Source organism: Microbacterium murale, from assembly GCF_030815955.1.
Classification (GTDB): Bacteria; Actinomycetota; Actinomycetes; order Actinomycetales; family Microbacteriaceae; genus Microbacterium; species Microbacterium murale_A.
In genome coordinates, this window is the sequence record NZ_JAUSXK010000001.1 from 3,055,169 (window position 1) to 3,078,565 (window position 23,397).

Here is a 23,397-nt window from a genome sequence, read left to right on the forward strand (position 1 = left end):
TTCCTCCGGTGTCAGTGGACGTGCATGCCGACGGCCTCGTCGGGGTGCTTCTTCGTGAGATAGGCGTCGAGTGTTGCCGAGTGATGGTCGCGGGCAGCGCGCTCGATCTCGACCACGGGGGCACCGTTCTCGATCAGGGCGACGATCTGCTCGTGCTCGCGCACCGACTCGTGGGCGCGTCCCGGCACGAAGCTGAACGTCGAGTCGCGAAGTCGATTCAGCCGAGCCATCTCGACCGTCACCAGCTCGTGCAGACGAGGGTTCGGACACGGCGCGATCAGCGCGGCATGGAACTGCTGGTTGAGCTGGGTGAAAGCCGGCGGATCGAAATGGTCGAGGGTCTCGATCATCCGCGCGTTGATCGCGCGAGCCTGTCGCAGGTCGTCGGCGGTCAGATGGCGTGCCGACATCGCGGTCGCGCTGCCCTCGAGGATGCTGAGCGCCTCCATGCTGTGCCGATACTGGGTGTCATCGACCATCGCGACCCTGGCACCCACGTTGTGCTCGAAGTGCACGAGGCCCTCAGCCTCGAGCTGGCGGATGGCCTCCCGCACCGGCACGACGCTCATGTCGAGTTCGCCGGCGATGGTCCCGAGCACCAGCCGGTACCCGGGCGTGTACGTCTGGCCGGCGATGCGGTCTTTGATCCAGAGGTACGCCTGCTGCGACTTGCTGAGGATCTTCGTCATGGGCGATCGCCTTCCTCCTGGGCACGTGAGGCCTCGTACTTCGCGCGCCATCCGGCGTTCATCGGGAACAGGCCGTCTACCGGATGCCCCGACTCCACCTGCGCGGCGATCCAGGAGTCCTCGTCCTCCTGGGCGAGGGCCGCATCCGCGATCTCTGCGGCGATGGATGGCGGGATCACGATCACGCCGTCGCTGTCGCCGACGATGACGTCACCGGGCTGCACGGCCGCGCCACCGCAGCCGATCGTGACGTCCAGCTCCCACGGCACGTGCTTGCGGCCGAGCACCGAAGGGTGCGCGCCCTGCGAGAAGACCGGCAGGCCGATTCGTGCGACCTCGTCGAAGTCGCGCACGCCGCCGTCGGTGACGACACCGGCCGCGCCTCGGGTCTTCGCACGCAGGGCCAGGATGTCGCCGAGTGTGCCGGTCGTGGCATCGCCTCGGGCCTCGATCACGATGATCTCGCCTTCGTCGACGGCGTCGAACAGGCGCTTCTGCGCGTTGTAACCGCCGCCGTGGCTCTTGAAGAGGTCTTCGCGGGCCGGGATGAAGCGCAGTGTGCGCGCGGTGCCGACGATCTTCGTGCCGGGCAGGTTGGCGGCGACGCCGTCGATGAAGCACGAGTGGAGCCCGCGCTTGCGCAGCTGGGACGACAGACCGGCAGTCGGTGCCTTCTCGAGCTTGGCTCGGAGTTCGGGGGAGAGGGCGGTCGACGTGGTGGGGGTGAGACCTGCAGCCTCGGCCGATCCCCATGCCTCGGTGCGCTGGGTGTCATCGACGGCCGGCAGCGATCCGAGCGTCTCGTCGAACGGCACCTCGCCCTGCGTGACGGTGGTCACCAGGCGGCCGGATGTCGGCGCACCCGGCGCATTCGGGGCATCCACCTCGACCTCGACGACGTCCCCAGGAACGATGACGGATGATCCTGCCGGTGTGCCGGTGAGGATGACATCGCCGGTCTCGAGTGTGAAGTGCTGGGAGAGATCGGCGACGAACTGGGGGAGCGGGAAGATGAGTCCCGATGAGTTGTCGTCCTGACGCAGCTCGCCGTTGACCCAGGTCCTGACTCGGATGTCGTTCGGGTCGACCGTGTTCGCATCGATCAGATCCGGCCCGAGTGGCGTGTAGCCGTCGCCGCCCTTGGAGCGCACGTTCGAGCCCTTGTCGTTCGCGCGCAGGTCGTAGAGGCCGAGATCGTTCGCGGCCGTGACGGAAGCCACATGCGACCAGGCGTCGGCGATGCCGACATGGCGGGCGGGAGTACCGATCACGAGGGCGATCTCGCCCTCGAAGGCGAGCAGTTCGGTGCCGGCCGGGCGTTCGACAGTACTGCCTGACGCGGCGACGGAGCTTGCGACCTTGAAGAAGTAGGACGGATGCGCTGGGCGGCGTCCGCGCTGGTCGGCGCGGGAGGCATAACTGAGGTGGATCGCGATGATCTTGCCTGGGCGGGCGATCGAGTCCGTCACGTGAGGCGCCTCCTTGCGTCTGAAGCATCGCTCTTGTGCGATGTATTTGAAATCGTATATCATCCTGACATCGGGTCGCAAGGATCAGATCTGCACCCGGGACAACGTCGTCACACAAGGAGCTTCAATGACTGAGCAGCCCGGCTTCACGCCGACAGGCACCATCGCCAGCGCCGCAGATCGCCGGCGCGTCGTCTTCGCGACAGTGGTCGGCACCACCGTTGAGTGGTACGACTTCTTCATCTACGCCACGGCCGTCGGCCTCGTCTTCGGGCAGCTGTTCTTCTCTGCACTCGGCACGAACACCGTGATCCTCGGGTTCGCCACCGTCGGCATCAGCTTCCTGTTCCGCCCGCTCGGCGCCTTCCTCGCCGGCCACTTCGGCGACAAGCTCGGCCGCAAGCGCGTGCTGATGTGGACCCTGATCCTGATGGGCGCTGCCACGGCGCTGATCGGCGTGCTGCCCACCGCAGAGGTCATCGGCGTCGGCGCTCCCATCCTGCTCGTGCTGCTGCGCATTCTGCAGGGCATCTCGGCCGGTGGCGAGTGGGGCGGTGCCGTGTTGATGGCTGTCGAGCACGCACCCAAGAAGAAGCGCGGCATCTTCGGCGCATCTCCTCAGATCGGTGTGCCGCTCGGTCTGCTGCTGGCATCGGGCGTCATGGCGATCATGACCGCGATCGCACCGGGTGACCAGTTCCTCGCCTGGGGCTGGCGCATTCCCTTCCTCCTCAGTGTCGTGCTGATCCTGATCGGCTACTACGTGCGACGCAACGTCGAGGAGAGCCCGGTGTTCGCCGAGCTGGCCGCGCGCAAGGAGAAGGCGAAGATGCCCATCGTGCAGCTGTTCCGCAAGCATGCGCTGCTCGTCCTCATCGCCGCGCTGGTGTTCGCGGGCAACAACGCGATCGGGTACATGACAACCGGTGGCTACATCCAGGCCTACACGACCGACCCCGAAGGTCCGATCGGCCTCGAGCGCGGCCCGGTGCTCTGGGCTGTCGCCGGCTCCGCCGTCACCTGGCTGCTCAGCACGCTTCTGGCCGGATGGGTGTCTGACCGGATCGGTCGACGCAACACCTACATCGTCGGATGGATCATGCAGCTCGGCGGCGTCGTCCTGCTGTTCCCGCTCGTCAACACCGGCAGCATCGGGTCGATCTTCGCGGCGCTCGCGATCCTCACGATCGGCCTCGGCTTCACATACGGTCCTCAGGCGGCGCTGTACACCGAGCTGTTCCCGGCATCCATCCGATTCTCCGGCGTCTCGATCTCGTACGCGATCGGCGCGATCCTCGGCGGCGCATTCGCCCCGACCATCGCCGCCGCGATCGTCGACGCGACAGGTTCGACCGAGATGGTCACCTGGTACCTCGCCGGCATGACGGTGATCGGTCTGATCGCCACTCTCATGCTCCGCGATCGCAGCGGCATCCCGCTGGGCCCCGATCATGAGGATGAGCAGTCGGTGAGCCCGATCCACGGCCTCGCCAAGGCCTGATCGTCCTGCGGAGGGCGGATGCCGCGGCATCCGCCCTCCGCCCCTGAAGACCTGAAGGAGTTCCGATGCAGTTCCACCACCACGGCTACGTCTCGCAGGACCCGCGCATCGTCGCAGCGGTCGGCACCGGCATCGATCGGCCCACCGATCTGCCGGATGAGACTGACGTGCTCATCGTCGGATCCGGGCCGGCCGGTATGCTCCTCGCCGCGCAGATGTCGCAGTTCCCCGGCGTCACGACCCGGATCATCGAGAAGCGCGATGGAAGGCTCGTGCTCGGGCAGGCCGACGGCATCCAGCCGCGCAGCGTCGAGACGTTCCAGGCTTTCGGGTTCGCCGAGCGCATCACCGCCGAAGCGTACAACATCGGCTACATGAACTTCTGGAGCCCGGATCCGGAGAAGCCCGACGACATCATCCGCACCACCCGCACCGAGGACTACGGACTCAAGATCAGCGAGTTCCCCCACCTCATCGTGAACCAGGCCCGAGTCCTCGACTACTTCGCCGAGGCAGCTGCCGACGGACCTGCGCGCATCGTTCCCGACTACGGCGTGGAGTTCGCCGGACTCAGCGTGCACGTCGAGGGCGAGTACCCCGTCGAGGTTCAGATTCGGTACGGTGCGGGGCCGCGGGCGGGCGAGGAGCGCACCATCCGCGCGAAGTACGTCGTCGGCTGCGACGGCGCGCGCAGCGGCGTGCGCGAGTCGATCGGCCGCACGCACGTCGGTGAGTTCTCCGCGCACGCCTGGGGCGTCATGGATGTGCTCGTCAACACCGACTTCCCGGACTGGCGCACCAAGTGCGCCATCAACGCCAAAGCAGGGAACATCCTCCACATCCCGCGTGAGGGCGGCTATCTCAGCCGTGTCTACGTCGACCTCGGCGAGGTGGCCGAGGACGACAATCATCAGGTGCGGGCGACGCCGATCGAGACGATCATCGCGAAGGCGAACGAGATCCTGCATCCGTATTCGCTGGACGTGAAGGAGGTCGCGTGGTCGAGCGTGTACGAAGTCGGTCACCGCGTGACGGACGGGTTCGACGACGTCGCCGAAGGCTCCGGTTCGCCTCGTGTCTTCCTCGCCGGAGACGCCTGCCACACGCACAGCGCCAAGGCGGGGCAGGGTATGAACGTCTCGATGCAGGACGGGTTCAACCTGGGCTGGAAGCTCGGCTCAGTGCTCATGGCACGAAGCCCCGAATCACTGCTGTCGACGTACTCCGCCGAGCGGCAGCCGGTCGCACAGCAGTTGATCGACTTCGACCGGGAATGGTCGTCGCTGATGGCTCGCAAGCCGGAAGAGATCTCCGACCCGCAGGAGCTGTCGAATTACTACCTGGCGACGGCCGAGTTCCCATCCGGATTCATGACGCAGTACACGCCTTCGGCGATCACCGGTTCTGATTCGCATCAGGAGCTGGCCGTCGGGTTCCCACTCGGCAAACGTTTCAAATCCGCTGAAGTCGTACGCGTGTGCGACGGCAACGTCATGCATCTCGGTCACCACGCCAAGGCCGACGGGCGCTGGCGGGTGTACGCATTCGCTGACGCCTCCGGCGCGCGCCTTGCGGAGTGGGCATCCGCCGCAGCGCCGGTCATCGCGCGGTTCACGCCGGCGGATGCTGACGTGGATGCCGTGATCGATGTGAAGGCGATTCATCAGCAGGCCTTCGAAGACATCGACGTCCTGTCCGCTCCGCCGCTGTTCCTGCCCAAGACTGGGCCGCTGGGGCTGCTCGATTGGGAGAAGGTGTACACCGCCGCCCCCAACGCCTGGTCGAAGACCGACATCTTCGACGAGCGCGAGCTCTCGCGCGACGGCCTGGTCGTCGTCGTTCGCCCGGATCAGTACGTGGCTGCGGTGCTGCCACTGGATGCCGTAGCCGAGTTCGATGAATTCCTCTCCGGAGTCTTCCTGCCCGCGTGACCGCTGTCGCTCGAGCCTCGCATGACACGTGTCATGCGAATGAGGTGACAGCGGACTCCGGATCCCGCTGCGCGTCCAGGCCAGGCTGGAGGCATGAGCACAGCAACGGACACTCTGACTCCGACTCGGACCGGCACGGCATCCGACGCGGCCGTATCCATCACAGGCCTGCGCAGGTATTACGGACTCGGCGATCGCACGGTGAAGGCCGTCGACGGTCTCGATCTGAGCATCCGCCGCGGCGAGGTCGTCGCCCTTCTCGGGCCGAACGGCGCCGGGAAGACGACCACACTTGACATGCTGCTGGGGCTCATCGATCCGAGCGAGGGAAGCGTCGCCGTCTTCGGCGACAAGCCCGCCAAAGCCGCCAAGGCCGGCGTGATCGCGGCAGTGCTGCAGACCGGAGGCCTGCTGTCCGATCTCACCGTCCGCGAGACGGTGGAGGTGATCGCGTCCCTTCATGGCGGTGCGGCGCTTTCCCGCGTGCCGGACGTGCTCGCCCGCACCGATCTCGAGCGGATCGCTCGTCGCCGGATCGCCAAGTGCTCCGGCGGTGAGCAGCAGCGTGTGAAGTTCGCTCTCGCTCTGGTCGCCGACCCCGACATCCTCGTGCTCGACGAGCCGACCGCCGGCATGGATGTCACCGCCCGACGGCACTTCTGGGACGTCATGCGCGCGGATGCGGATGCCGGACGCACCATTATTTTCGCCACGCACTATCTCGAGGAGGCCGAGCAGTTCGCACGCCGCACGGTCGTGATGCACCGTGGGCGGATCGTCGCGGATGCGCCCACTGCACAGCTGCGAGCAAATCTGGGCGGGCGCACCCTCGCTGCGACGCTGCCGACCTCGGGCGCCGAAGATCTCGTCCGGACGTTGACGGCGACGGACGGCATCACCGACGTGCGCGTGGACGCGGAGCGCGTGAGTCTGCGCGCGCTGAATTCGGATGCCACGGCATCCGCTCTTCTTAACGCCGGCGCGAGGGATCTGGAGATCGCCGCGCCGACCCTCGAAACCGCCTTCACCGCTCTGACGGAGGACTGATCATGACCATGTCGATCTCGCCCACGATGATGCGCGTCGAGGCGATGCGCCAGATCCGCAACCCCTACACCCTCGCGTTCACGCTCGGGATGCCGGTGGCGATGTACCTGTTGTTCGGGGGCACCGCCGCATACGCGTCGTCCTCCGCAGGAAACGGGAACGTGGCCTTCTACGTCATGGTCTCGATGGCCGCCTACGGCACCGCGGTCGCGATGAGCTCGATCACCTCGCTCGCCGCCACTGAGGCGAAGCAGGGGTGGGGCCGACAGCTCGCGATGACGCCGCTGGGTACCGCCGGGTACGCGATGATGAAGCTCCTCACTGCGGTGTCCTTCGCTGCTCTCGCGATGATCGCCGTCTTCGCCGCCGGTATGCTCACCGGCGCCGAAGTGACCGATGCGTGGCGCTGGTGGGCTTCGGCGGGGATCATCCTCGCAGTCGGCCTGATCTACGGCCTCTACGGCCTCGGGGTCGGACTGTTCTTCAACTCGGACACGGCAGCGGCGCTGGCATCCATCTCGATGACCTTCTTCGCCTTCTTCGGGAACGTCTTCATGCCGCTCGACGGGGTGATGCTGGATATCGCCAGATTCACGCCGCTGTACGGCTTCGTGGCGCTGAGTCGCTGGCCGCTCACCGACGGCGCGCTCACGACGGGGCAGACCGACCCGCTGTGGATGGTGATGCTGAACATCGTGGTGTGGTTCGCCGTGTTCGCGGTGCTCGTCGCTATCGGTGTGAAGCGCTCGCGCTCGCGCCGATAGGGTCGTCAGCATGGCGGATGACGTGACCAGGGACGCTGCGGCGGCCTCGAAGGCCGGCGTCGCTCCCGCGGCCTGGGCCAGTCGAGGCAGCCGACCCCGCAGCGTCGACTCAGGCTCGCCCTGGGAGCGGTTCGGCTGGGTGATGGCCGCCGTATGGCTCGTGTTCCTCATCTATCCGCTGATGGCGCTGCTGCGCTCGAACGCTCCTCAGCCCTGGATCGTCACCGGGTGGATCGCGCTCGGTGCGTTCGTCGTCGTCTACGTCGCCGGCTTCATGAACGGGATGAGCTTCGGCGGTGGCGGACTCACATCGCCGCCGAAGCCGATCCAATGGGTGGCGTTCGGCTCGATGCTCGTGTGCGCCGCGCTGACGATTCCCGCTGTCGGCGGATCTGCGCTGAGTTTCCTGCCGTTCATCATGTCGTTCGCGTCATACGGGCTCACCAGGGTGGCGCATTGGATCACGTTGTCGGCGTGCACCGCGATCATCGCCGCCGTCGTGTTCTTCGTGCCGAACGGTGTGTCGTACCTGCCGATCCTGGCGATCATCGCTTTGCTCGGGGTCGTCAACACGGTCTCGACGACTCTGATCATCCGCTCGGCCGACGCTGAGCGAGTGGGACTCGAACTCGCCACCAGCGAAGGGCGCGAAGCCGTCGCGCGCGACGTGCACGACCTGGTGGGACATTCGCTGACGGTGGTGAGCCTGAAAGCGCAGTTGGTGCGCCGGCTCATTGACAGCGATCCAGAGCGTGCCAAGGCCGAGCTCGCCGACATCGAATCATTGACAGCCGAAGCCATTGCGGGTGTGCGGGCAACGGTCGCGGGTGTGCGTAGCGCCGCCCTCGCCGAGCAGCTGGTGTCGTGTCGTGACGCGCTGGAGTCGGCGGATGTGGCGATGCGGGTGGAGGGGGACACCGGCGCACTCTCGCCGGCGCAGTCGCTTACGGCGAGCTGGATACTCAGAGAGGCGACGACCAATGTGCTCAGGCACGCAGAGGCGCGCACCGTGACGGTGCGTTTCGCACCCGGGAAGCTCGCGGTGATCGACGATGGTGCGGGCTACGGCGGAGGCGAGGGCAACGGAGTGAGAGGGATGCGCGAGCGCGCCACGATGAGCGGCGCGGCTTTCGCCGTGCGAGCCGACAGGAACGGCGGCACGCACGTGGAGGTGACCTGGTGACCGATGACGGGCCGATCCGCCTGGTGATCGTCGACGACCAGGCGATGTTGCGCGGTGCTCTCACGGCGCTGCTGGAGCTCGAAGACGATCTGACAGTCGTCGGAGTCGCCGCAGACGGCGAGGAAGCAGTCCGGGTGGTCGCCGAGACAGCGCCGGATGTGTGCCTCATGGACATCCAGATGCCGGGAATGGACGGTATCGCCGCGACACGGGCGGTGCGGGCAGCGAGCGCGGCCACCAGGGGTGCTCATCGTGACGACGTTCGCGAGGCCCGGTTACCTGCGCGGCGCACTGGATGCCGGCGCGAGCGGCTTCGTCGTGAAGGATGCGCCGGCCGAACAGCTCGCCGATGCCGTGCGCCGTGTGCACGCAGGATTGCGGGTCGTGGATCCCGCGCTCGCCGAAGCCAGCGTCTTCGAGGGCGCGAACCCGCTCAGCGAGCGCGAGCAGCAGGTGCTCAGACTCGCCGCAGACGGACGCAGCGCCGCGGCGATCGCATCCGAGGTGTTCCTGTCGGCGGGGACCGTGCGCAACAATCTCTCGGCGGCGATCGGGAAGGTCGGCGCAGCGAACCGCGCTCAGGCCGTGCGGATCGCCCAGGACAAGGGATGGATCTGACTCGACGGGACTGCGGATCTGCCGCTCAGGCGTCCGCTGCCTCTTCGGTCTGCATCCGCTGTGCGGCGGCCTGTTTCTGACGTGCGAGCCAGGTGTGGTTGGCGATCGCGGCACTGACTTCCTCCGAGTAGTCTCTTCCGTCGTCCGGGTGACGGAGGAGATTCCTCAGGTGGAAGGGAGAGCTCTCGCGGTGAGGACTGCTGCTGCTGATGCGTCGGGCGAGGTCGGTGAGGTAGTCGTGGCCGTCTTCGCGGTATCGCCGGCGTTCGGACTCGTCCAAGCGGATCAGGGACGAGTCATCGGCCATCGAGTTGATCGTGTACCTGGACTTGAGGTAAAGGTCGTCGTGCTGTGCGACGAGGAACCATGAACCCGGCTCATGGTCGACATATCGCATCGCGTCGCGCGCTGCAGCGATCCGAGCGGCATCACCCCACGCCTCGATGGGCGGAATCGCCTGGAGCGGACGTCTCATCGCGGCATCGTAGGGGTAGTACCCGAACGTCGGAGAGGAATCGCGATACAGGGTGATGCACGCGACGCGGTCGCACGTGCTGCAGGAGACTTGGCTCTCCACTCGTTCCATGAGGGCTGAGGCATGCAGGAGCCTGAGATCGGTGAGGGCGACGGATCCGCTCTTCTCCTTGAGGAATCCTGCCTCGACCCCCGCGATGAGAGCGCCGACCGTGCCGTCCACGTCGAAGGATCCGTCGCCTTCGCGCACGATCAGATCGCGGCACGCACGGCAGTCCTCGTCCGCCGGGCGGCACGCGTCCTTCGGATCATCCGCGGTGAAGACCACGCGTTGCAGGTTGCCGGGTCGTTGGTCCCGGTACTTCACGAACTCCGGGCGCGCATACCCCGCTTCCAGAACGAAATAGCGGTCACCGGCTGCAAAACGCCACGGCACGTCGAAGACCTTCTTGACATCATCGAAGGTCGCATTCTTGCGGATGCCCCGAATCCAATCCGACACGTCGAGCCCACGTGGGGCGATCGGCGTCGGCGTGAGATGCAGGATCACGGCGCTCACCGCATCATCATGAAGCACGATCTCGCCGCCCGACTCGAAGAGAAGATGCCGCGAGAGCACTGCTGGCTCGCCGACATGACGTTCATGAATCTCGACCGGCTCACCACCGAACGCATCTATGAGATAGCGCACGGCCGCATCGTCCGGCCCCAGACAGAGCGCATCGAGGATCGTGTGCAGTCGACCGTCCTCCGGATGTCTTGTCATCGGACCAGTATCCGTCACCCGCGTAGGACCGACCGCGTTCGGCGCCGAGCCGGACGCGCATCACGGAGATCGGACGGCGATACGCCCGGTGCTCTGGCGGTATGTCGGTGGCCCCGCGTACCGTGGACGCCGACGGGCGCTGATGCCCACCAGGAGGAGTACGTCATGGACTGGAAGATCGAACTCATCTTCGTGCCGGTGACCGATGTCGACCGTGCGAAGGACTTCTACGTGAAGATCGGCTTCAACGCCGATCATGATCAAGTGCCGTTCGAGGGACTTAGATTCGTGCAGATGACTCCGCCCGGATCGGCCTGCTCGATCGCATTCGGCGAGGGGCTCGGACTCGAGCTCGAACCGGGCAAGCAGAACACGATCCAGGTCGTCGTGCCCGACGCCGATGAAGCGCTGGCGCACCTGCGCGAGGTCGGTGTCGAGGCGAACGGCGTCGATGAGCAGGCCTGGGGGAGGTTCGTGACGTTCGATGACCCCGACGGGAACACCTGGACGCTGCAGCAGCTTCCCGACAGGAGCTGACCCCGGCACGTCGACGCGGCGCCGGCCCCGTCGGTCAGCGAGGAACGACCGCCCGCACATGGTGGAGGAACTCGACGAGCTGTGCGCAGGCCTCGTCGAGTGTGCCGTCGTTGACGATCTCGAGATCGACGGGGTGCTCGGGTGCGGGATCAGCCCGGGCGACGCGCGTCGCGGCCGCGTCGCGGGTTTCGCGGCCCCGCGCGATGATGCGGGCCAGCCTGATCTCGTCCGATACCGTGACGCGCACGACTCGCGATTCGCCGAACAGATCGGGGAGCTGAGCGATCACGCCGCGTGAGACGTTGGCCACGACCACGCCGCCCGCGGCGACCGTAGTGCGGGCCGAGACGGGGATGCCGTAAGCGAGGCCATGCGCACGCCACGACACCGCCAGTTCACCGTGATCTTCGGCAACCGCGAAGTCGTCGGCGGTGACTGAGATGCACTCTTCTCCCTCGCCCGTCGGCCGGGTGATGATCCGGCGGGGGAAGACGATGTCATCGCAATCGGCCAACGCGGCCTTGGCGCGCTCGATGATCGTGTCCTTCCCCGCCCCGCTCGGTCCGACGATCGCGACGAACACGCCGGTCACGCGACTCGCGTCCCTTCGCGCCAGACGCCGCGCACGATCGGCAGAACCGAGCCGAGGGGATGATGCTCCGCCGAGGCCCCCGCGTATGCATGCACGCGAACGACATCGGCGCGCATGCCGGCGGCGATGAGGCCGCGATCGTCGAAGCCCGCCGCCCGCGCAGGGTTGGCGCTCACGAGCGCGACGCCCTGCGGCAGCGTCACATCGCCGCCGTGGAACAGGTGGAAGACTGCGTGCAACAGGCTCGACGGCACGTAGTCGCTGGAGAGGACGTCGAGCAGCCCGAGTCGGAGCAGATCAGCGGCCGCGACATTGCCCGAGTGCGACCCGCCGCGGATGATGTTCGGGGCGCCCATGACGACGAGCTGGCCGGCGGCACGCGCAGCGCGCGCCGCCTCGATCGTCGTGGGGAACTCCGAGATGCGCACGCCTGCAGCCGCCGATTCGTCGATATGCGCTTGCGTCGCATCGTCGTGCGCGGCGATCGTGATGCTTCGATCCATGGCCCGAGCCACCATCAGCCGACGGTTCTTCTCGGAGAACTGCGCCGAGTACTCGTGCAGTGCGGCGACATGCTGGTCGAACTGCTCGTTCGTCATGCTGTGCTTGCCGACCATGTACGTGCGGAACGCCTCGACGTCGGCGTACTGGCGCTCGCCGGGAGTGTGGTCCATGAGCGACACCAAGCGCACGCGCTCATGCCCGCCGATGTCGTCGAAGACGTCGACCACATCGGGAGTGGAGACCTCGCAGCGCAGGTGCACATAGTGATCTGCGCGCAGCAGCCCTGCTTCGGCGGCATGCACCACGGCGTCCATGAGTGTGCGGGCCCTGCCGGCGAGGCGGTTCTCGCCCGGGCTGCTTCCGATCCGCAGCGCGTCGAGCACCGTCGTCATGCCTGACGCCGCCATCTGGGCATCGTGCGCGATCACGGCGGGGATCGGATCCCAGAATCGCTTCGGGCGCGGCTGATAGTGCCCCTCGACCTGGTCCGTGTGCAGTTCCACGAGCCCTGGCAGCAGATAGTCCTCCGAGAGATCCTCGCCGGATGCGGTGCCGACGGCGGGATGCGGATCCGTCGAGACCTCGGCGATCTTCCCGTTCTCGATGCGCACGGATCCGTGCACGATCTCGTTCTCGAGCACGATGCGGGCGTTGGTCAGCATGTGGGTCATCAGGCGTTCTCCCGTGGGGATCGGAGGGCGAAGGGGTGGACGGAGAGCAGCTCGAACGCGGCGCCAGGCGACGGTTCGATGCAGATGGCGATCGCGGTGAGGGGGACGTCGACGCCGCTCACCGGCTGGAAATGCGCCTCGAGTGCGTCGTCGATCTGCGCGCTGCGTTCAGCGGGCACAGCATCCGTCAGCGTCATATGGAACCGGAATTCATCGAGTACATAGGGATAACCCCAGCGCTCGAAAAGTTCCCGCTCTCGGGGCGTGAGGCGCTCTGGGCGGCGACGTCTGCGATCGGCGTCATCGAGTGGCGCGCGGAACTCGTCGAACGCACGCAGTGCGTCGGAGGCGAGCGTCGTGAGCTCCGTCTCCTGACCCTCGCTCGGCACGACAGCACGGAAGGAGCCGATCGTGGCGATGCGCGGTGCGGTGATCATCAGCGCCCCGCGCCGAGTGGCGAATGCGTCGGCCGCCGCGCACAGCTCCGTTTCTGTGCGGCCGGGTGCCAAGCGCATCGGTGCCTTGAGGGTGGCATGGAACCCGTAGCGACGGGCATCCCGAGTGAGATCCTGCACCTCCGCGCGGGCGAACCACGCCTCGGCGACGGCGCGCAGCCGGACGGCCTCGCTCGCGTCGGCATCATGCGCCCCCGGCACCGCGTAGACCGCGTACCGCTTCACGCGGTCACGCCCTCGCGGGCCGGTGTGAAGGACTGCACGTCGACCATGGCATCGGCGACGGCTTCGCGCACATCGGCGTCATGGAAGATCGCGAGCATCCCCGACCCCCTGCCGAGGCTCTCTTGGATCAGCTCGATCACGACCGCGCGATTGCGGGCGTCCAGCGAAGCGGTCGGCTCGTCGAGCAGCAGGAGCGGACGATCGATGATGAAGCCGCGCGCGACGTTGACGCGCTGCTGCTCGCCACCGGAGAACGTCGCCGGCGGCAGCTTCCACAGCCGCTCGGGGATGCTCAACCGTGCCAGGAGCGCGCCGGCGCGATCGAGCGCCGTCGTGCGGTCGACGCCGCGCTCGAGGAGCGGCTCGGCGACGACATCGATGGCGGGTACACGAGGCACCGCTCGGAGGAATTGACTGACGTACCCAACGGTCTCGCGGCGCGCTGCGAGCACCTCTCGCGGCAGGGCAACGGCAAGGTCCATGACCGTGCCCTGGTGGCTGAGCAGGATGCGTCCGGAGTCTGCACCGTAGCTGCCGTAGATCATCTTCATGACCGTGCTCTTGCCCGCGCCGGACTCGCCGCCGAGCACCACACAGGCGCCCCGAGGCACATCGAAGGTCAGCCCGCTGAGAACCGGCAGCCGTTGAGATTCCTGCAGATGCAGCGTGAACGTCTTCGCGACGTCCACGACCGAGAGCACGGCTCCCCGAGGCATATCGTGTGATCTGTTCTCTGTCATGTGATTCATCCCTGGAGGATCGAGGAGACGAGCAGCTGGGTGTACGCGGCCTGCGGGTCGTCGAGCACCCGATCGGTGAGGCCGGATTCGACGACCGCGCCGTCCTTCATGACCAGTGTGCGGTGCGAGATGAGTCGCGCGACGGCGAGGTCGTGCGTGACGATCACGACGGCCAGCCCGAGTTCGGCGACGAGCGAGCGGATCAGGTCGAGCAGACGCGCCTGGACGGACACGTCCAGGCCGCTGGTCGGCTCGTCCATGAAGACGAGGCGGGGACCGAACACCAGGTTTCGTGCGATCTGCACCCTCTGGCGCATCCCGCCGGAGAATGTCGCGGGGGAGTCGTCGATGCGCTCCGCCGCGATCTCCACCCGCCCGAGCCAGGCCTCGGCCTCGGCGCGGATCCGCCCGTAGTGCCGCCAGCCGTTCGCCATCAGCGGTTCACCGACGTTGCCACCGGCGCTGACATGCATCCGCAGCCCGTCGGCGGCATTCTGGTGCACGAATCCCCATTCGGTGCGCCACAGTCGCCGCACCTCTCGCTCGCTGAGCGTCGCAAGATCGAGCAGCTCGTGCTCTCCGGTACTGGCGCCACCTGCATTGCTCTCTGCGGCGGTCAGATAGCTGATCCGGCCCTCATCCGCAGTGAGCCTCTGCGACAGCATCCCGAGCAGAGTCGACTTGCCGGATCCCGACTCGCCGACGACCGCGAGCACTTCGCCCGGCCACAGGTCGAAGCTCACGTCGCGGCACCCGAAGCGGTCGCCGTAGCGATGCCCGGCCGCGTCCACGCTCAACAGCGGAGTCTCGTCGATCATGCGTTCATCTCCGTGTCGTGGTTCCGTGTGTTCGCGTCCTGTGACTGTGAGGCGGCGGTGCGCTCGCAATGATCGGTGTCCGAGCACACGAACATCACCCCGCCGCTGTCGTCCATGATGACCTCGTCGAGGTACACACCGCGTGAGCCGCAGATCTCGCAGGGCTGCTCGAAACGCTGAGGTTCGAACGGGAAGTCCTCGAAGCCGAGACTCACGACGTCGGTGTAGGGCGGGATCGCGTAGATGCGCTTCTCGCGCCCCGCACCGAACAGTTGCAGCGCAGGGCTCTGGTGCATCTTCGGGTTGTCGAAACTCGGAATCGGTGACGGAGCCATCACGTAGCGTCCGTGCACCAGCACCGGATAGTCGTAGGTCTTCGCGATGTGCCCGTACCGGGCGATGTCCTCGTAGAGCTTGACGTACATGAGGCCGTACTCCTCGAGCGCGTGCATCCGTCGTGTCTCCGTCTCGCGGGGCTCAAGGAAGCGCAGCGGTTCAGGGATCGGCACCTGATACACGATGATCTGCTGCTCGGCCAGGGGTGCTTCGGGGATCCGGTGGCGCGTCTGGATGATGGTGGCCTCATCCGTGCGCGTCGTGCTGGCAGCGCCGGCGACGCGCTCGAAGAACTGGCGGATCGACACGGCGTTGGTGGTGTCGTCGGCACCCTGGTCTATCACCTTCAGGGTGTCGTCGGCGCCGATGACCGATGCGGTGACCTGTACGCCGCCGGTTCCCCACCCCCGTGGCATCGGCACCTCCCGTGATGCGAAAGGCACCTGGAATCCGGGGGTCGCGATGCCTTTCAGCAGCGCCCTGCGGACGACCCGCTTTGTCTGCTCGTCGAGATATCCCTCGTTGTAGACGATGCGTGGGCTCGTGCTCATGAGCGTGCTCCCTCTTCGGTACCGCCGGCTCTGGACGGCGAGTCGGCATGACGGGCGTCGAACTCGGCGCGGAGGCGGCGGATCAGCCCCAGCTCCGCCTGGAAGTCCACGTAGTGCGGCAGTTTCAGGTGCTCTACGAATCCCGTGGCCTGCACGTTGTCGGCATGCGAGATCACGAACTCCTCATCCTGCGCGGGCGAGACGACGCGCTCATCGAACTCCTCGCGGCGCAGCGCGCGATCCACGAGCGACATCGACATGGCCTTGCGCTCAGCACGGCCGAACGCGAGGCCATAACCTCGTGTGAACTGCGGCGCCTGCTCGGCGCTGCCCACGAACTGGTTCACCATCTGGCACTCGGTCACCTCGATCCGCCCGATCGGCACGGCATGACCGATCTCTGGCACTTCGAGTTCGATCTCGACTTCGCCGACTCGCACCTCGCCGACGAAGGGATGGTTGTTGCCGAAGCCGCGCTGGGTCGAGTATCCGAGTGAGAGCAGGAAGCCCTCGTCTCCGCGGCTGAGGGCCTGAAGCCGCACGGCCCTGCTCATGGGGTAGACGGTTGGCTCCCGGGTTAGATCCCCTGGGTCGGGGTCGGTCCAGCCCTCGGCGGGGCGGTCCGGCTCGATCAACGCATCGACGCCGAGCAGATCGGTGACGCGGGGCATCGACTCATTGACGTCAGCATCCGGGGATGGGATGTCCGGGGTCTCCAGTTCGTCGGCGAGCAGCCGGTGCGTGTAATCGAACGTCGCCCCGAGCTGCTGACCACCGGGTAGATCCTTGAATGTCGCCGACACTCGTCGCTCCGACGGCAGCCCCGCCGTGTCGATCGCGACCGTGTGGCCGAATCGGGGCAGCGTGGTGCGATAGGAACGCAGCAGCGTGACGGCCTCGAGCACATCGCCCTGAGCCTGCAGCAGTGCTTTCGCGGCCAGGTCGGGGTCGTAGAGAGCGAGCCCTCGGTCATGACGCGGGCGACGAGCACTCCCATCTGATCGCGCATCTGCGTGTGGTCGATGCGCGCCGCATCCGACTCGCCGCGACCGCGCTTGGCGAGCAGCGCGTGCGCGTTGGCGATCGCCTTCTCGCCTCCCTTGACAGCGACGTACATCAGATTCTCCTTCGATCGGGATATTGCTGGTGCGCGCCGGTGAGCACGGTCGTTCTCGGCAGTCCTCGCACCGTGGTCTCGTCAGCGAGGATGACGTCGACGCCGCGCGGATACAGCGCCCGGTTCTCCTGCCACTGGGGGAGGAAGCCCACGGGCAGTCCCGCGCCGTCCCATTCGGCGGCTTCGCGGATACCTGGCCCGGTGGCGGTGAGGGTGCCTGAGGCTGTGCTCCCGCGAGTGTCGATGATGAGCGTCGCGGACGCGTGCGGCTCTTCGTCCGTTCCCCGCGTCAACTCGGCGAGCGCGGGCGCGGACTCGGGTGAGGAGGCGATCACGAACAGCGCCTCCGCCGCAGTCTGCACGATGCGCGCACCCGTGTGGAAGGCGATCCAGGCGCCGACCTCCGGTGCGTCGCGCAGTGCGGCATCGAGCCAGACGGGGGTCTGCTCGTCGCACAACGTCAGGATGACCGCTCCGACGGTCGCTCCCAACGGTTGCGGTGGAGCGAGGACGGCATCGACGAGCTGAGGCGCAGTGGGTCGTGCGAGTGCGTCGAGCACCGCGCGGAAGACGCGTTGCGCATCGTGCACCGGATGCGGGAAGCCGGGCACGTGGTTCTGTGCAGTGAGCGTACTCATTCGTGCTCCCTCGCGACCGTGAAGAAGTCGACGACCGTGCTGCGCGCGTCAGCCTGGGCCGAGGCATCCCGCAGGTGCTGGCTGCGTTCGAGGGGTTCGATGACGTCGGTGAGGACTCGGGTGCGCTGCTCCGGGGTGCACAGCAGCGCGTCGAAGACTGCGGCGAGCCCGGCATGCTCGGGGTGGCTGCCCAGCACGTAGGACGTGCCACTCGCGCCGTCGACTCCATTGCCGTGAAGCATCACGGTCGCTCTGGCCACGGTGGCCTCGCCCAGGTTGAACCGGTCGCCAGTGCCGCCGATCCGCCCCTGCACCATCACGAGTCCGGCCTCAGGGCCGCGCAGATAGGTGACATCCGGCCGCTCCTCCCACTTCGCCCATAGTGCGGCGAGTTCGTCGAGCGATGCGCTGGAGAGCACACGGGCGGCGCGTCGACGCTCGTCGACCGTGACTTCGCGATCCGCGCTCTCTTGCGCGGTCACGATTCGATGTCCTTCACGTCTGGCTCCCTCTTCAAGTTATCTACTTATCTAGACAACTAAATCGTAGGTCGATAGAGTCGAGAAGGAAAGCGTGCAGGGGCAACGCCGGCGCACGAATCGATGAACATTCGGTGAATCAGGGTCGGCCGATCCGATGCCCGATCATTCGAAGGAGTGCGATGACGATCCCTGATCCGGCCACCCGCTCGAGCAGCGGATACTCGGCGTGGCGCCTCATCACAGAAGAGCTGCGTGGCGAGATCTCCGACAGCCGCCTGCGCCCCGGTGACCGGCTGCCCACCGAGCGCTCGATCGCAGAGCGCTACGGCGTCAACCGTCACACCGCGCGCCAGGCCATCGCGGCGTTGGCGGAAGACGGACTCATCGAGTCCCGGCGGGGGAGCGGCACCTTCATCACCGGCGAATCCGTGCTCGTGCACCGGATCGGCTTGCGCACTCGGATGGTGCGCAGTCTCGGTGATGAGGAGAGCGCCCGTTCGAGCGGGCGTGTGCTGGACAGCGCGATCGAAGCCGCGCCGGAGGAAGTCGCGCGCAGACTCGGTTTGACGGACGGGGAAGTCGTCAGGATCGAAAGCACGCGCTCGGCGGGCGACCAGCCGATCTCCGTCGGTACGCACTGGTTCGCCGCTGATCGACTGCCCGACATCGCAGACTCACTCCGGCGCACCGGATCGATCACGGCGGCGCTCCGAGCTCACGGCATCGACGACTACCTTCGCGCGTCGACCGTCGTCGGCGCACGCCATGCCACTGCAACGGAAGCGGAGCTGCTCGCGATCCGGCCTGGCGCGATCGTGCTGGTCGCCGAAGCGCTCGATACGCTTCCGGACGGCACGCCGCTGCAGTATCTGGTGACGCGCTTCGCCGCGCAGCGCGTGCGTCTGGACATCGAACCCCCGCACGCTGACTGACTCGGGCATCCGCGCATCGCATCGGCGGCATGACCGATGCGCAGGCGGGTTCGTCCTCGAATCCGCCTGTTGTCGCGGGAATACCGGGGGCACAATGGATGCTGTGTCCTGAGCACGTTCGCGGCTCGGCTCGCGAGGCAGATGGGTGGTCGCATGGAAGGTCTCGAGATCACGGTCCTGCTCGGGCTGACGATCCTGATCGGCACGATGCTGGCGCCGCGGTTGCGGCTCGCGCTGCCCCTGGTGCTGGTCGTCTTCGGTCTGCTGCTCGGCTTCGTGCCTGCGCTGCGTGAGGTGCAGCTGCCGCCGGAGACGGTTCTGCTGCTCTTCCTGCCGGTGATGCTGTTCTGGGAGAGTCTGACGACGTCGTTGCGCTCGATCCGCCGGGACTTCCGCTACATCCTCCCCATGAGCACGCTGCTCGTCGTCGCCTCGGCGTTCGCGGTGGCCGCGGTGGCCGTGCTGTTCGGGATGCCGTGGGAGATCGCACTCATACTCGGTGCGGCCGTCGCGCCGCCCGATGCCACTGCTGTCGCCGCCCTCGGGCGGTTGCTGCCGCAGCGCGCCTTCATGAAACTGAAGGCCGAGAGCCTCACCAATGACGGCACTGCGCTCGTGCTCTACGCGATCGCCGTGTCGCTGGCCGTGGGCGGCAACGTCACACCGCTCTCGGTCACCTGGACAGTCGTGGTCTCCTATCTCGGCGGAATTGCCGTTGGGGCTCTCGTCGCCGCGGTGGGCTGGCTGCTGCTGCGGCGGGTCAGCAGGACGAACACGATCAACGTGACGATGCTGCTCGTTCCCTTCGTCGCCTTCCTGCTCGCTGAGATGATCCACGCCTCCGGTGTGCTCGCCGTGGTCGTCGCCGGCCTCATCGCGGCCTACCTCGGCCCCCGGATCACGACGGCCGCTTCGCGTCGTCAGTCCGAGGCGGTCTGGCCCTTCGGGGTCTTCCTGCTCAATGGCGCGCTCTTCGTGCTGATCGGTCTCGAGGTGCAGTGGGTGGTGCACCAGACCTCGCTGCGCACCATCGGATGGTTGGTGTTGACGACGATCGCCGTCTGGGTGACGCTGCTGGTCGTGCGCTTCGGCTTCCAGCTGCTGTCCGTGCCCTTCCAGCGGCTCGGCGGCGGTGGTGCTGCCGCGCATCCGCGAGGATTGCGTACCCGCGCTCAGATCGTCAGCACCGTCGCCGGTATGCGCGGCGCGGTCTCGCTCGCGATCGCTCTGTCGGTGCCGCTGGCCGCGTCCGACGGGTCGCCGTTGGCGGGGCGCGACGAGATCATCTTCGTCACCGCCGGTGTGATCATGCTCAGCTTGCTGGTGCAGGGGCCATTGCTGCCCGCGGTCGTGCGCTGGGCTGGATTCCCCGTCGATCATGCGGCCGACGAGGAATACGACCTTGCCGAGCGCGCGATCTCAGGAGCGGCGATGGCTGCACTGGATGACCTCGCATCCGAGCACGGGATCAGCGATGAGGTCCGTGATCGTGTGCGTCGCGACGGGTACGAGATGCTCGAGCTCGCCAACGCGCGCGCGATGGCGAGGGAACGCGCATTGATCGACGCGGAGGTCGGGGCGATGGAGGATCTGCTCGACGCGCCGGATCCGCTCGCGGCGGGGCCGGTCGCTGAACAGGATCTTGATCCGATCGGTGGCGGTGGTTCCGTCGACGAGATCTCCGACGGCGCGACGCTGCAGATGGTCGCGACCTCCTCAGATGTGGACATGATGCAGCGTTCGCCCATCATCCGTCACGAGGAGTATGCCCGCCTCAAGCTCGCGGTCCTCGAGCACAAACGCGAGGTGCTGCACGGACTGCGCCGCGCGGGAACGGTCGACGATCTCGTCGTGCGCAGCATCTCAGCGCGGCTCGATCTCGAGCAGGTGCGGGTGCAGGGGATCGAGCAGATCGACTGAGCCGCCGTCGTCCGCGATCGGTCAGGAGTTCACGCGGATGATCTCCTGCTGATATGGCGCGATGACGTCTGCGGAGACACGCAGATCGAGCAGCAGGAACCGGCGGAGCGCCGGGTCCTCGGCGGCCCAGGTCCCTAGCCTGTCCAGATCGTCGAGTGTGCGGACGACCACTCCCTCGCCGCCCACCGCCGTGACGAACGCGGCGAAATCTACTTCGGGGATGAGCATCGGCTCTTCCGCGAGCCCCTTCAGCCCGTACAGGTGTACCTCGGCGCCGTAGGCGGCGTCATTCCAGATCACCGCGCAGCCATGACCGCCGGCAGCGCGCACTGCCGACTCGAGATCGGCGATGGCCATGAGTCCGCCGCCGTCGCCGGAGGTGAGCACGATCGTCGAATCCGGCCGTGCTCTGGTCGCTCCGACGACGCTCGGCCAGCCCTGGCCGATGGCCTGGAACGCCGTGCCGATCATCATCATGCGGTCCGGTGCGGACACCGGCCAGTACATGTTCGCCCAGCCGATGAAGTGTCCGCCGTCGGAGACGACGACGCGGTCCTCCGGCAGGAGCTCCGCGATGCGCCGTGCAGCCGAGCGAGGGTCGAGCCGGCCGTCCGGAGCGAGTTCGTCGCCGGCGTCGTAGCTTCGGGCGGCCTCGACATCGAACGACTCCCGCCACGGTCCGGGCGCTTCGTTCGGAGAAGTGCTCTTCGCTCGGATCTTTTCGCCGGATTCCTCCGAAGTACGTGCACTTCTCCGAAGAACGCGTGCGCCGAGATTCCCGTCCCGAAGCCGAGCCACCAGTTCCTCTGCCACGACTTTCGCATCGCCACGGATGAACCCGCCCACGTGCGCGTGCGTCGCCGCCGGTGCCACGTCGATCTGGAACACCCGCGTTCCGGGAGCGAACAGCTCGCCGAAGCGCATCGTGAACTGGTTCAGCGAGGCGCCGAAGACGACGGCGACATCCGCCTGCCGTACGAGCTCCATGGCGCCTTCGGCGCCGAAACCGCCGGCGACACCGAGGTCGTACTGTGCGGCGGGGAAGACTCCACGGCCCAGAGCAGTGGACGCCGTGAGTGATCCTGTCGCCTCGGCGAGGGCGCCCAGAGCGGTGCTGGCGCCGGCCAGCCAGGCGCCTCTGCCTGCGAGCAGGAGCGGCCTTTCCGCATCGCGCAGCGCGGTGGCGATGTCATCCAGCATTCCCTTGGCGAACTCGCCCTTCGTCCGCAGCGGTTCGGGAATGCGCGGTGAGGTGGCGGATGGCACAGGTCCCGCTTCGAGCGCGGCGACGTCGTAGGGGATCGCCAGCACGACGGGCACACGATAGGTGAGCGCGTGCTCGATCGCGATGATCGTCGTCGAGCTCGCATCCGCTCTTCCGACCGTATAGGTTCGCGCGCCGACGGCGGAGGCGAGCGCGATCTGGTCGACATCCCAGGGACGCGGGCCAGAGGTGGGCTCGTCGCCGACGACCAGCACGAGCGGAATGTGCGCCTGCACCGACTCCGCCAGCGCCGTCAGCGTGTTCGTGAATCCGGCACCGTATGTCGTCGTGGCCGCGGCGATCCGGCCGGATGCGCGATGATGCGCGTCCGCGGCGACCACAGCCCCCTGCTCATGGCGTACCGCCGTGAACTCAGCAGAAGTCTGGCGTTCGAGAGCATCGAGGAAGTAGGCGTTGCCATTGCCCATCACGCCGAAGACGGCATCGATGTGCTGAGCGAGGGTGAGGGCGACGTGAGCGGAGACAGTGGGCATGACGATGCCTTTCGAGACGACGGATCGATTCCGTGTGTGTCTCGCTTCGCGCGGCCTCGCGACGAATGCTTCGTGCCCCTTTTTCGGGCACCGGCGCCCACTGGGGGGCGAGTCCGGACAAGTGCGATTCTACCGGCAGAATAGACGCATGACGGATGCTGCGATCGAACGCGAGACACTCACCTGGGACGGCTTCGGGGCGGCGACACGAGATCTCGCGCGCAGCATCGTCGCCAGCGGATTCGAGCCGGAGGTCGTCGTCGCGATCGCGCGTGGCGGACTGCTGCCGGCCGGTGCGATCGCCTACGGTCTCGGATCGAAGAACTGCGGCGCGATCAACGTGGAGTTCTACACCGGCATCGGCACTGTGCTGGAGGCGCCCGAGGTGCTGCCGCCCGAGCTCGACATGGCGTACCTCGACGGGCGCCGGGTGCTGCTCGTCGACGACGTCGCCGACTCGGGTCGCACACTGGCACTGGCTGTGCAGTTGCTGCAGGACAAGGGCGCCGAGGTGCGCTCGGTGACGATCTACACCAAGCCGTCGACGATCATCCAGCCCGACTATGCGTGGAAGGACACCGACCTCTGGATCAACTTCCCGTGGTCGTTCCAGGGCACAGTGCGCGAAGAAGACCTCGGCCTCCCGCCCACAGCGTGACTCGTCGGGAGACCGGTGCTT

22 protein-coding genes and 2 pseudogenes are annotated in these 23,397 nt (G+C 67.0%); 10 read left to right on the forward strand and 14 right to left on the reverse strand.

Annotation, left to right across the window (positions count from 1 at the left end):
* Positions 1–11 precede the first annotated feature (11 nt).
* Together QFZ46_RS14730 and QFZ46_RS14735 are read right to left on the reverse strand one after the other, a co-directional pair.
* Positions 12–689, reverse strand: coding sequence for a GntR family transcriptional regulator (locus QFZ46_RS14730; protein WP_307362878.1), 678 nt, complete (start codon positions 687–689; stop codon positions 12–14).
* The gene (locus tag QFZ46_RS14735; protein ID WP_307362879.1) at positions 686–2,158 is read right to left on the reverse strand and encodes a fumarylacetoacetate hydrolase family protein; all 1,473 of its coding nucleotides are present in this window, start codon (positions 2,156–2,158) and stop codon (positions 686–688) included. The genes QFZ46_RS14730 and QFZ46_RS14735 overlap by 4 nt, the downstream gene beginning before the upstream one ends.
* 127 nt (positions 2,159–2,285) lie before the next feature.
* Between QFZ46_RS14735 and QFZ46_RS14740 the strand changes: the two genes are divergently transcribed.
* The 6 genes and pseudogenes from QFZ46_RS14740 (at position 2,286) to QFZ46_RS14765 (ending at position 9,202) form a co-directional block, all read left to right on the forward strand.
* Positions 2,286–3,659, forward strand: a complete 1,374-nt coding sequence (locus QFZ46_RS14740) for an MFS transporter (RefSeq protein WP_307362882.1) — start codon at positions 2,286–2,288, stop codon at positions 3,657–3,659.
* Between the two features lie 65 nt (positions 3,660–3,724).
* Positions 3,725–5,590: an FAD-dependent monooxygenase gene (locus QFZ46_RS14745; RefSeq protein ID WP_307362885.1), complete on the forward strand. Its 1,866-nt coding sequence runs from the start codon at positions 3,725–3,727 to the stop codon at positions 5,588–5,590.
* Between the two features lie 93 nt (positions 5,591–5,683).
* A complete protein-coding gene (locus QFZ46_RS14750) occupies positions 5,684–6,637 on the forward strand; it encodes an ABC transporter ATP-binding protein (RefSeq protein ID WP_307362887.1) in 954 nt (317 codons plus the stop codon).
* A gap of 2 nt (positions 6,638–6,639) precedes the next feature.
* Complete coding sequence (locus QFZ46_RS14755) at positions 6,640–7,401, forward strand: ABC transporter permease (protein ID WP_307362889.1); 762 nt, start codon at positions 6,640–6,642, stop codon at positions 7,399–7,401.
* A gap of 10 nt (positions 7,402–7,411) precedes the next feature.
* Positions 7,412–8,584 carry a sensor histidine kinase gene (locus QFZ46_RS14760; protein ID WP_307362892.1) on the forward strand — a complete coding sequence of 391 codons (1,173 nt, stop codon included), beginning with the start codon at positions 7,412–7,414 and terminating at the stop codon, positions 8,582–8,584.
* Positions 8,585–8,628: 44 nt separating this feature from the next.
* Positions 8,629–9,202: pseudogene (locus tag QFZ46_RS14765) on the forward strand (response regulator transcription factor).
* A 25-nt stretch (positions 9,203–9,227) separates the two neighbouring features.
* On the opposite strand, the gene QFZ46_RS14770 reads toward QFZ46_RS14765, so the two are convergent.
* Positions 9,228–10,442, reverse strand: a complete 1,215-nt coding sequence (locus QFZ46_RS14770) for a hypothetical protein (RefSeq protein ID WP_307362895.1) — start codon at positions 10,440–10,442, stop codon at positions 9,228–9,230.
* 165 nt (positions 10,443–10,607) lie between these two features.
* Here QFZ46_RS14770 and QFZ46_RS14775 point away from each other — a divergent pair, with 165 nt between their 5' ends.
* On the forward strand, positions 10,608–10,979 hold the full coding sequence (locus tag QFZ46_RS14775; RefSeq protein ID WP_307362898.1) for a VOC family protein: 372 nt from the start codon (positions 10,608–10,610) through the stop codon (positions 10,977–10,979).
* A gap of 34 nt (positions 10,980–11,013) precedes the next feature.
* Here the strand turns inward: QFZ46_RS14775 and phnN are convergent, their stop codons facing one another.
* From phnN to phnG, 10 genes and pseudogenes are all read right to left on the reverse strand, one after another.
* Positions 11,014–11,571 (reverse strand): phosphonate metabolism protein/1,5-bisphosphokinase (PRPP-forming) PhnN, encoded by a 558-nt coding sequence (gene phnN, locus QFZ46_RS14780; RefSeq protein WP_307362901.1) that lies wholly within the window; start codon positions 11,569–11,571, stop codon positions 11,014–11,016.
* On the reverse strand, positions 11,568–12,746 hold the full coding sequence (locus QFZ46_RS14785; protein ID WP_307362902.1) for an alpha-D-ribose 1-methylphosphonate 5-triphosphate diphosphatase: 1,179 nt from the start codon (positions 12,744–12,746) through the stop codon (positions 11,568–11,570). Before QFZ46_RS14785 ends, phnN begins: the two co-directional genes overlap by 4 nt.
* The gene (locus QFZ46_RS14790; RefSeq protein ID WP_307362906.1) at positions 12,746–13,426 is read right to left on the reverse strand and encodes a DUF1045 domain-containing protein; all 681 of its coding nucleotides are present in this window, start codon (positions 13,424–13,426) and stop codon (positions 12,746–12,748) included. The genes QFZ46_RS14785 and QFZ46_RS14790 overlap by 1 nt, the downstream gene beginning before the upstream one ends.
* Complete coding sequence (phnL, locus tag QFZ46_RS14795) at positions 13,423–14,166, reverse strand: phosphonate C-P lyase system protein PhnL (RefSeq protein ID WP_307362909.1); 744 nt, start codon at positions 14,164–14,166, stop codon at positions 13,423–13,425. The genes QFZ46_RS14790 and phnL overlap by 4 nt, the downstream gene beginning before the upstream one ends.
* 5 nt (positions 14,167–14,171) lie before the next feature.
* A complete protein-coding gene (phnK, locus tag QFZ46_RS14800) occupies positions 14,172–14,984 on the reverse strand; it encodes a phosphonate C-P lyase system protein PhnK (protein ID WP_307362912.1) in 813 nt (270 codons plus the stop codon).
* Positions 14,981–15,871 (reverse strand): alpha-D-ribose 1-methylphosphonate 5-phosphate C-P-lyase PhnJ, encoded by an 891-nt coding sequence (locus QFZ46_RS14805; protein WP_307362915.1) that lies wholly within the window; start codon positions 15,869–15,871, stop codon positions 14,981–14,983. Before QFZ46_RS14805 ends, phnK begins: the two co-directional genes overlap by 4 nt.
* Positions 15,868–16,776 carry a carbon-phosphorus lyase complex subunit PhnI gene (locus tag QFZ46_RS14810; RefSeq protein ID WP_307362917.1) on the reverse strand — a complete coding sequence of 303 codons (909 nt, stop codon included), beginning with the start codon at positions 16,774–16,776 and terminating at the stop codon, positions 15,868–15,870. Before QFZ46_RS14810 ends, QFZ46_RS14805 begins: the two co-directional genes overlap by 4 nt.
* Positions 16,777–16,886: 110 nt before the next feature.
* Positions 16,887–16,988, reverse strand: a pseudogene (locus QFZ46_RS20015) (hypothetical protein); the annotation flags it as partial.
* Positions 16,988–17,626, reverse strand: a complete 639-nt coding sequence (gene phnH, locus QFZ46_RS14815; protein ID WP_307362920.1) for a phosphonate C-P lyase system protein PhnH — start codon at positions 17,624–17,626, stop codon at positions 16,988–16,990. The pseudogene QFZ46_RS20015 and the gene phnH, both read right to left, overlap by 1 nt.
* Positions 17,623–18,108, reverse strand: coding sequence for a phosphonate C-P lyase system protein PhnG (gene phnG, locus QFZ46_RS14820; protein WP_307362923.1), 486 nt, complete (start codon positions 18,106–18,108; stop codon positions 17,623–17,625). The genes phnH and phnG overlap by 4 nt, the downstream gene beginning before the upstream one ends.
* 179 nt (positions 18,109–18,287) lie before the next feature.
* Between phnG and phnF the strand changes: the two genes are divergently transcribed.
* Both phnF and QFZ46_RS14830 read left to right on the forward strand, forming a co-directional pair.
* A complete protein-coding gene (gene phnF, locus QFZ46_RS14825; protein WP_307362926.1) occupies positions 18,288–19,040 on the forward strand; it encodes a phosphonate metabolism transcriptional regulator PhnF in 753 nt (250 codons plus the stop codon).
* A gap of 153 nt (positions 19,041–19,193) precedes the next feature.
* Positions 19,194–20,960, forward strand: a complete 1,767-nt coding sequence (locus QFZ46_RS14830) for a Na+/H+ antiporter (RefSeq protein ID WP_307362928.1) — start codon at positions 19,194–19,196, stop codon at positions 20,958–20,960.
* 21 nt (positions 20,961–20,981) lie between these two features.
* Here the strand turns inward: QFZ46_RS14830 and QFZ46_RS14835 are convergent, their stop codons facing one another.
* A complete protein-coding gene (locus QFZ46_RS14835) occupies positions 20,982–22,718 on the reverse strand; it encodes a thiamine pyrophosphate-binding protein (RefSeq protein WP_307362933.1) in 1,737 nt (578 codons plus the stop codon).
* A gap of 148 nt (positions 22,719–22,866) precedes the next feature.
* Between QFZ46_RS14835 and QFZ46_RS14840 the strand changes: the two genes are divergently transcribed.
* Complete coding sequence (locus QFZ46_RS14840; RefSeq protein WP_307362936.1) at positions 22,867–23,376, forward strand: phosphoribosyltransferase; 510 nt, start codon at positions 22,867–22,869, stop codon at positions 23,374–23,376.
* The last annotated feature ends 21 nt before the right edge of the window (positions 23,377–23,397 follow it).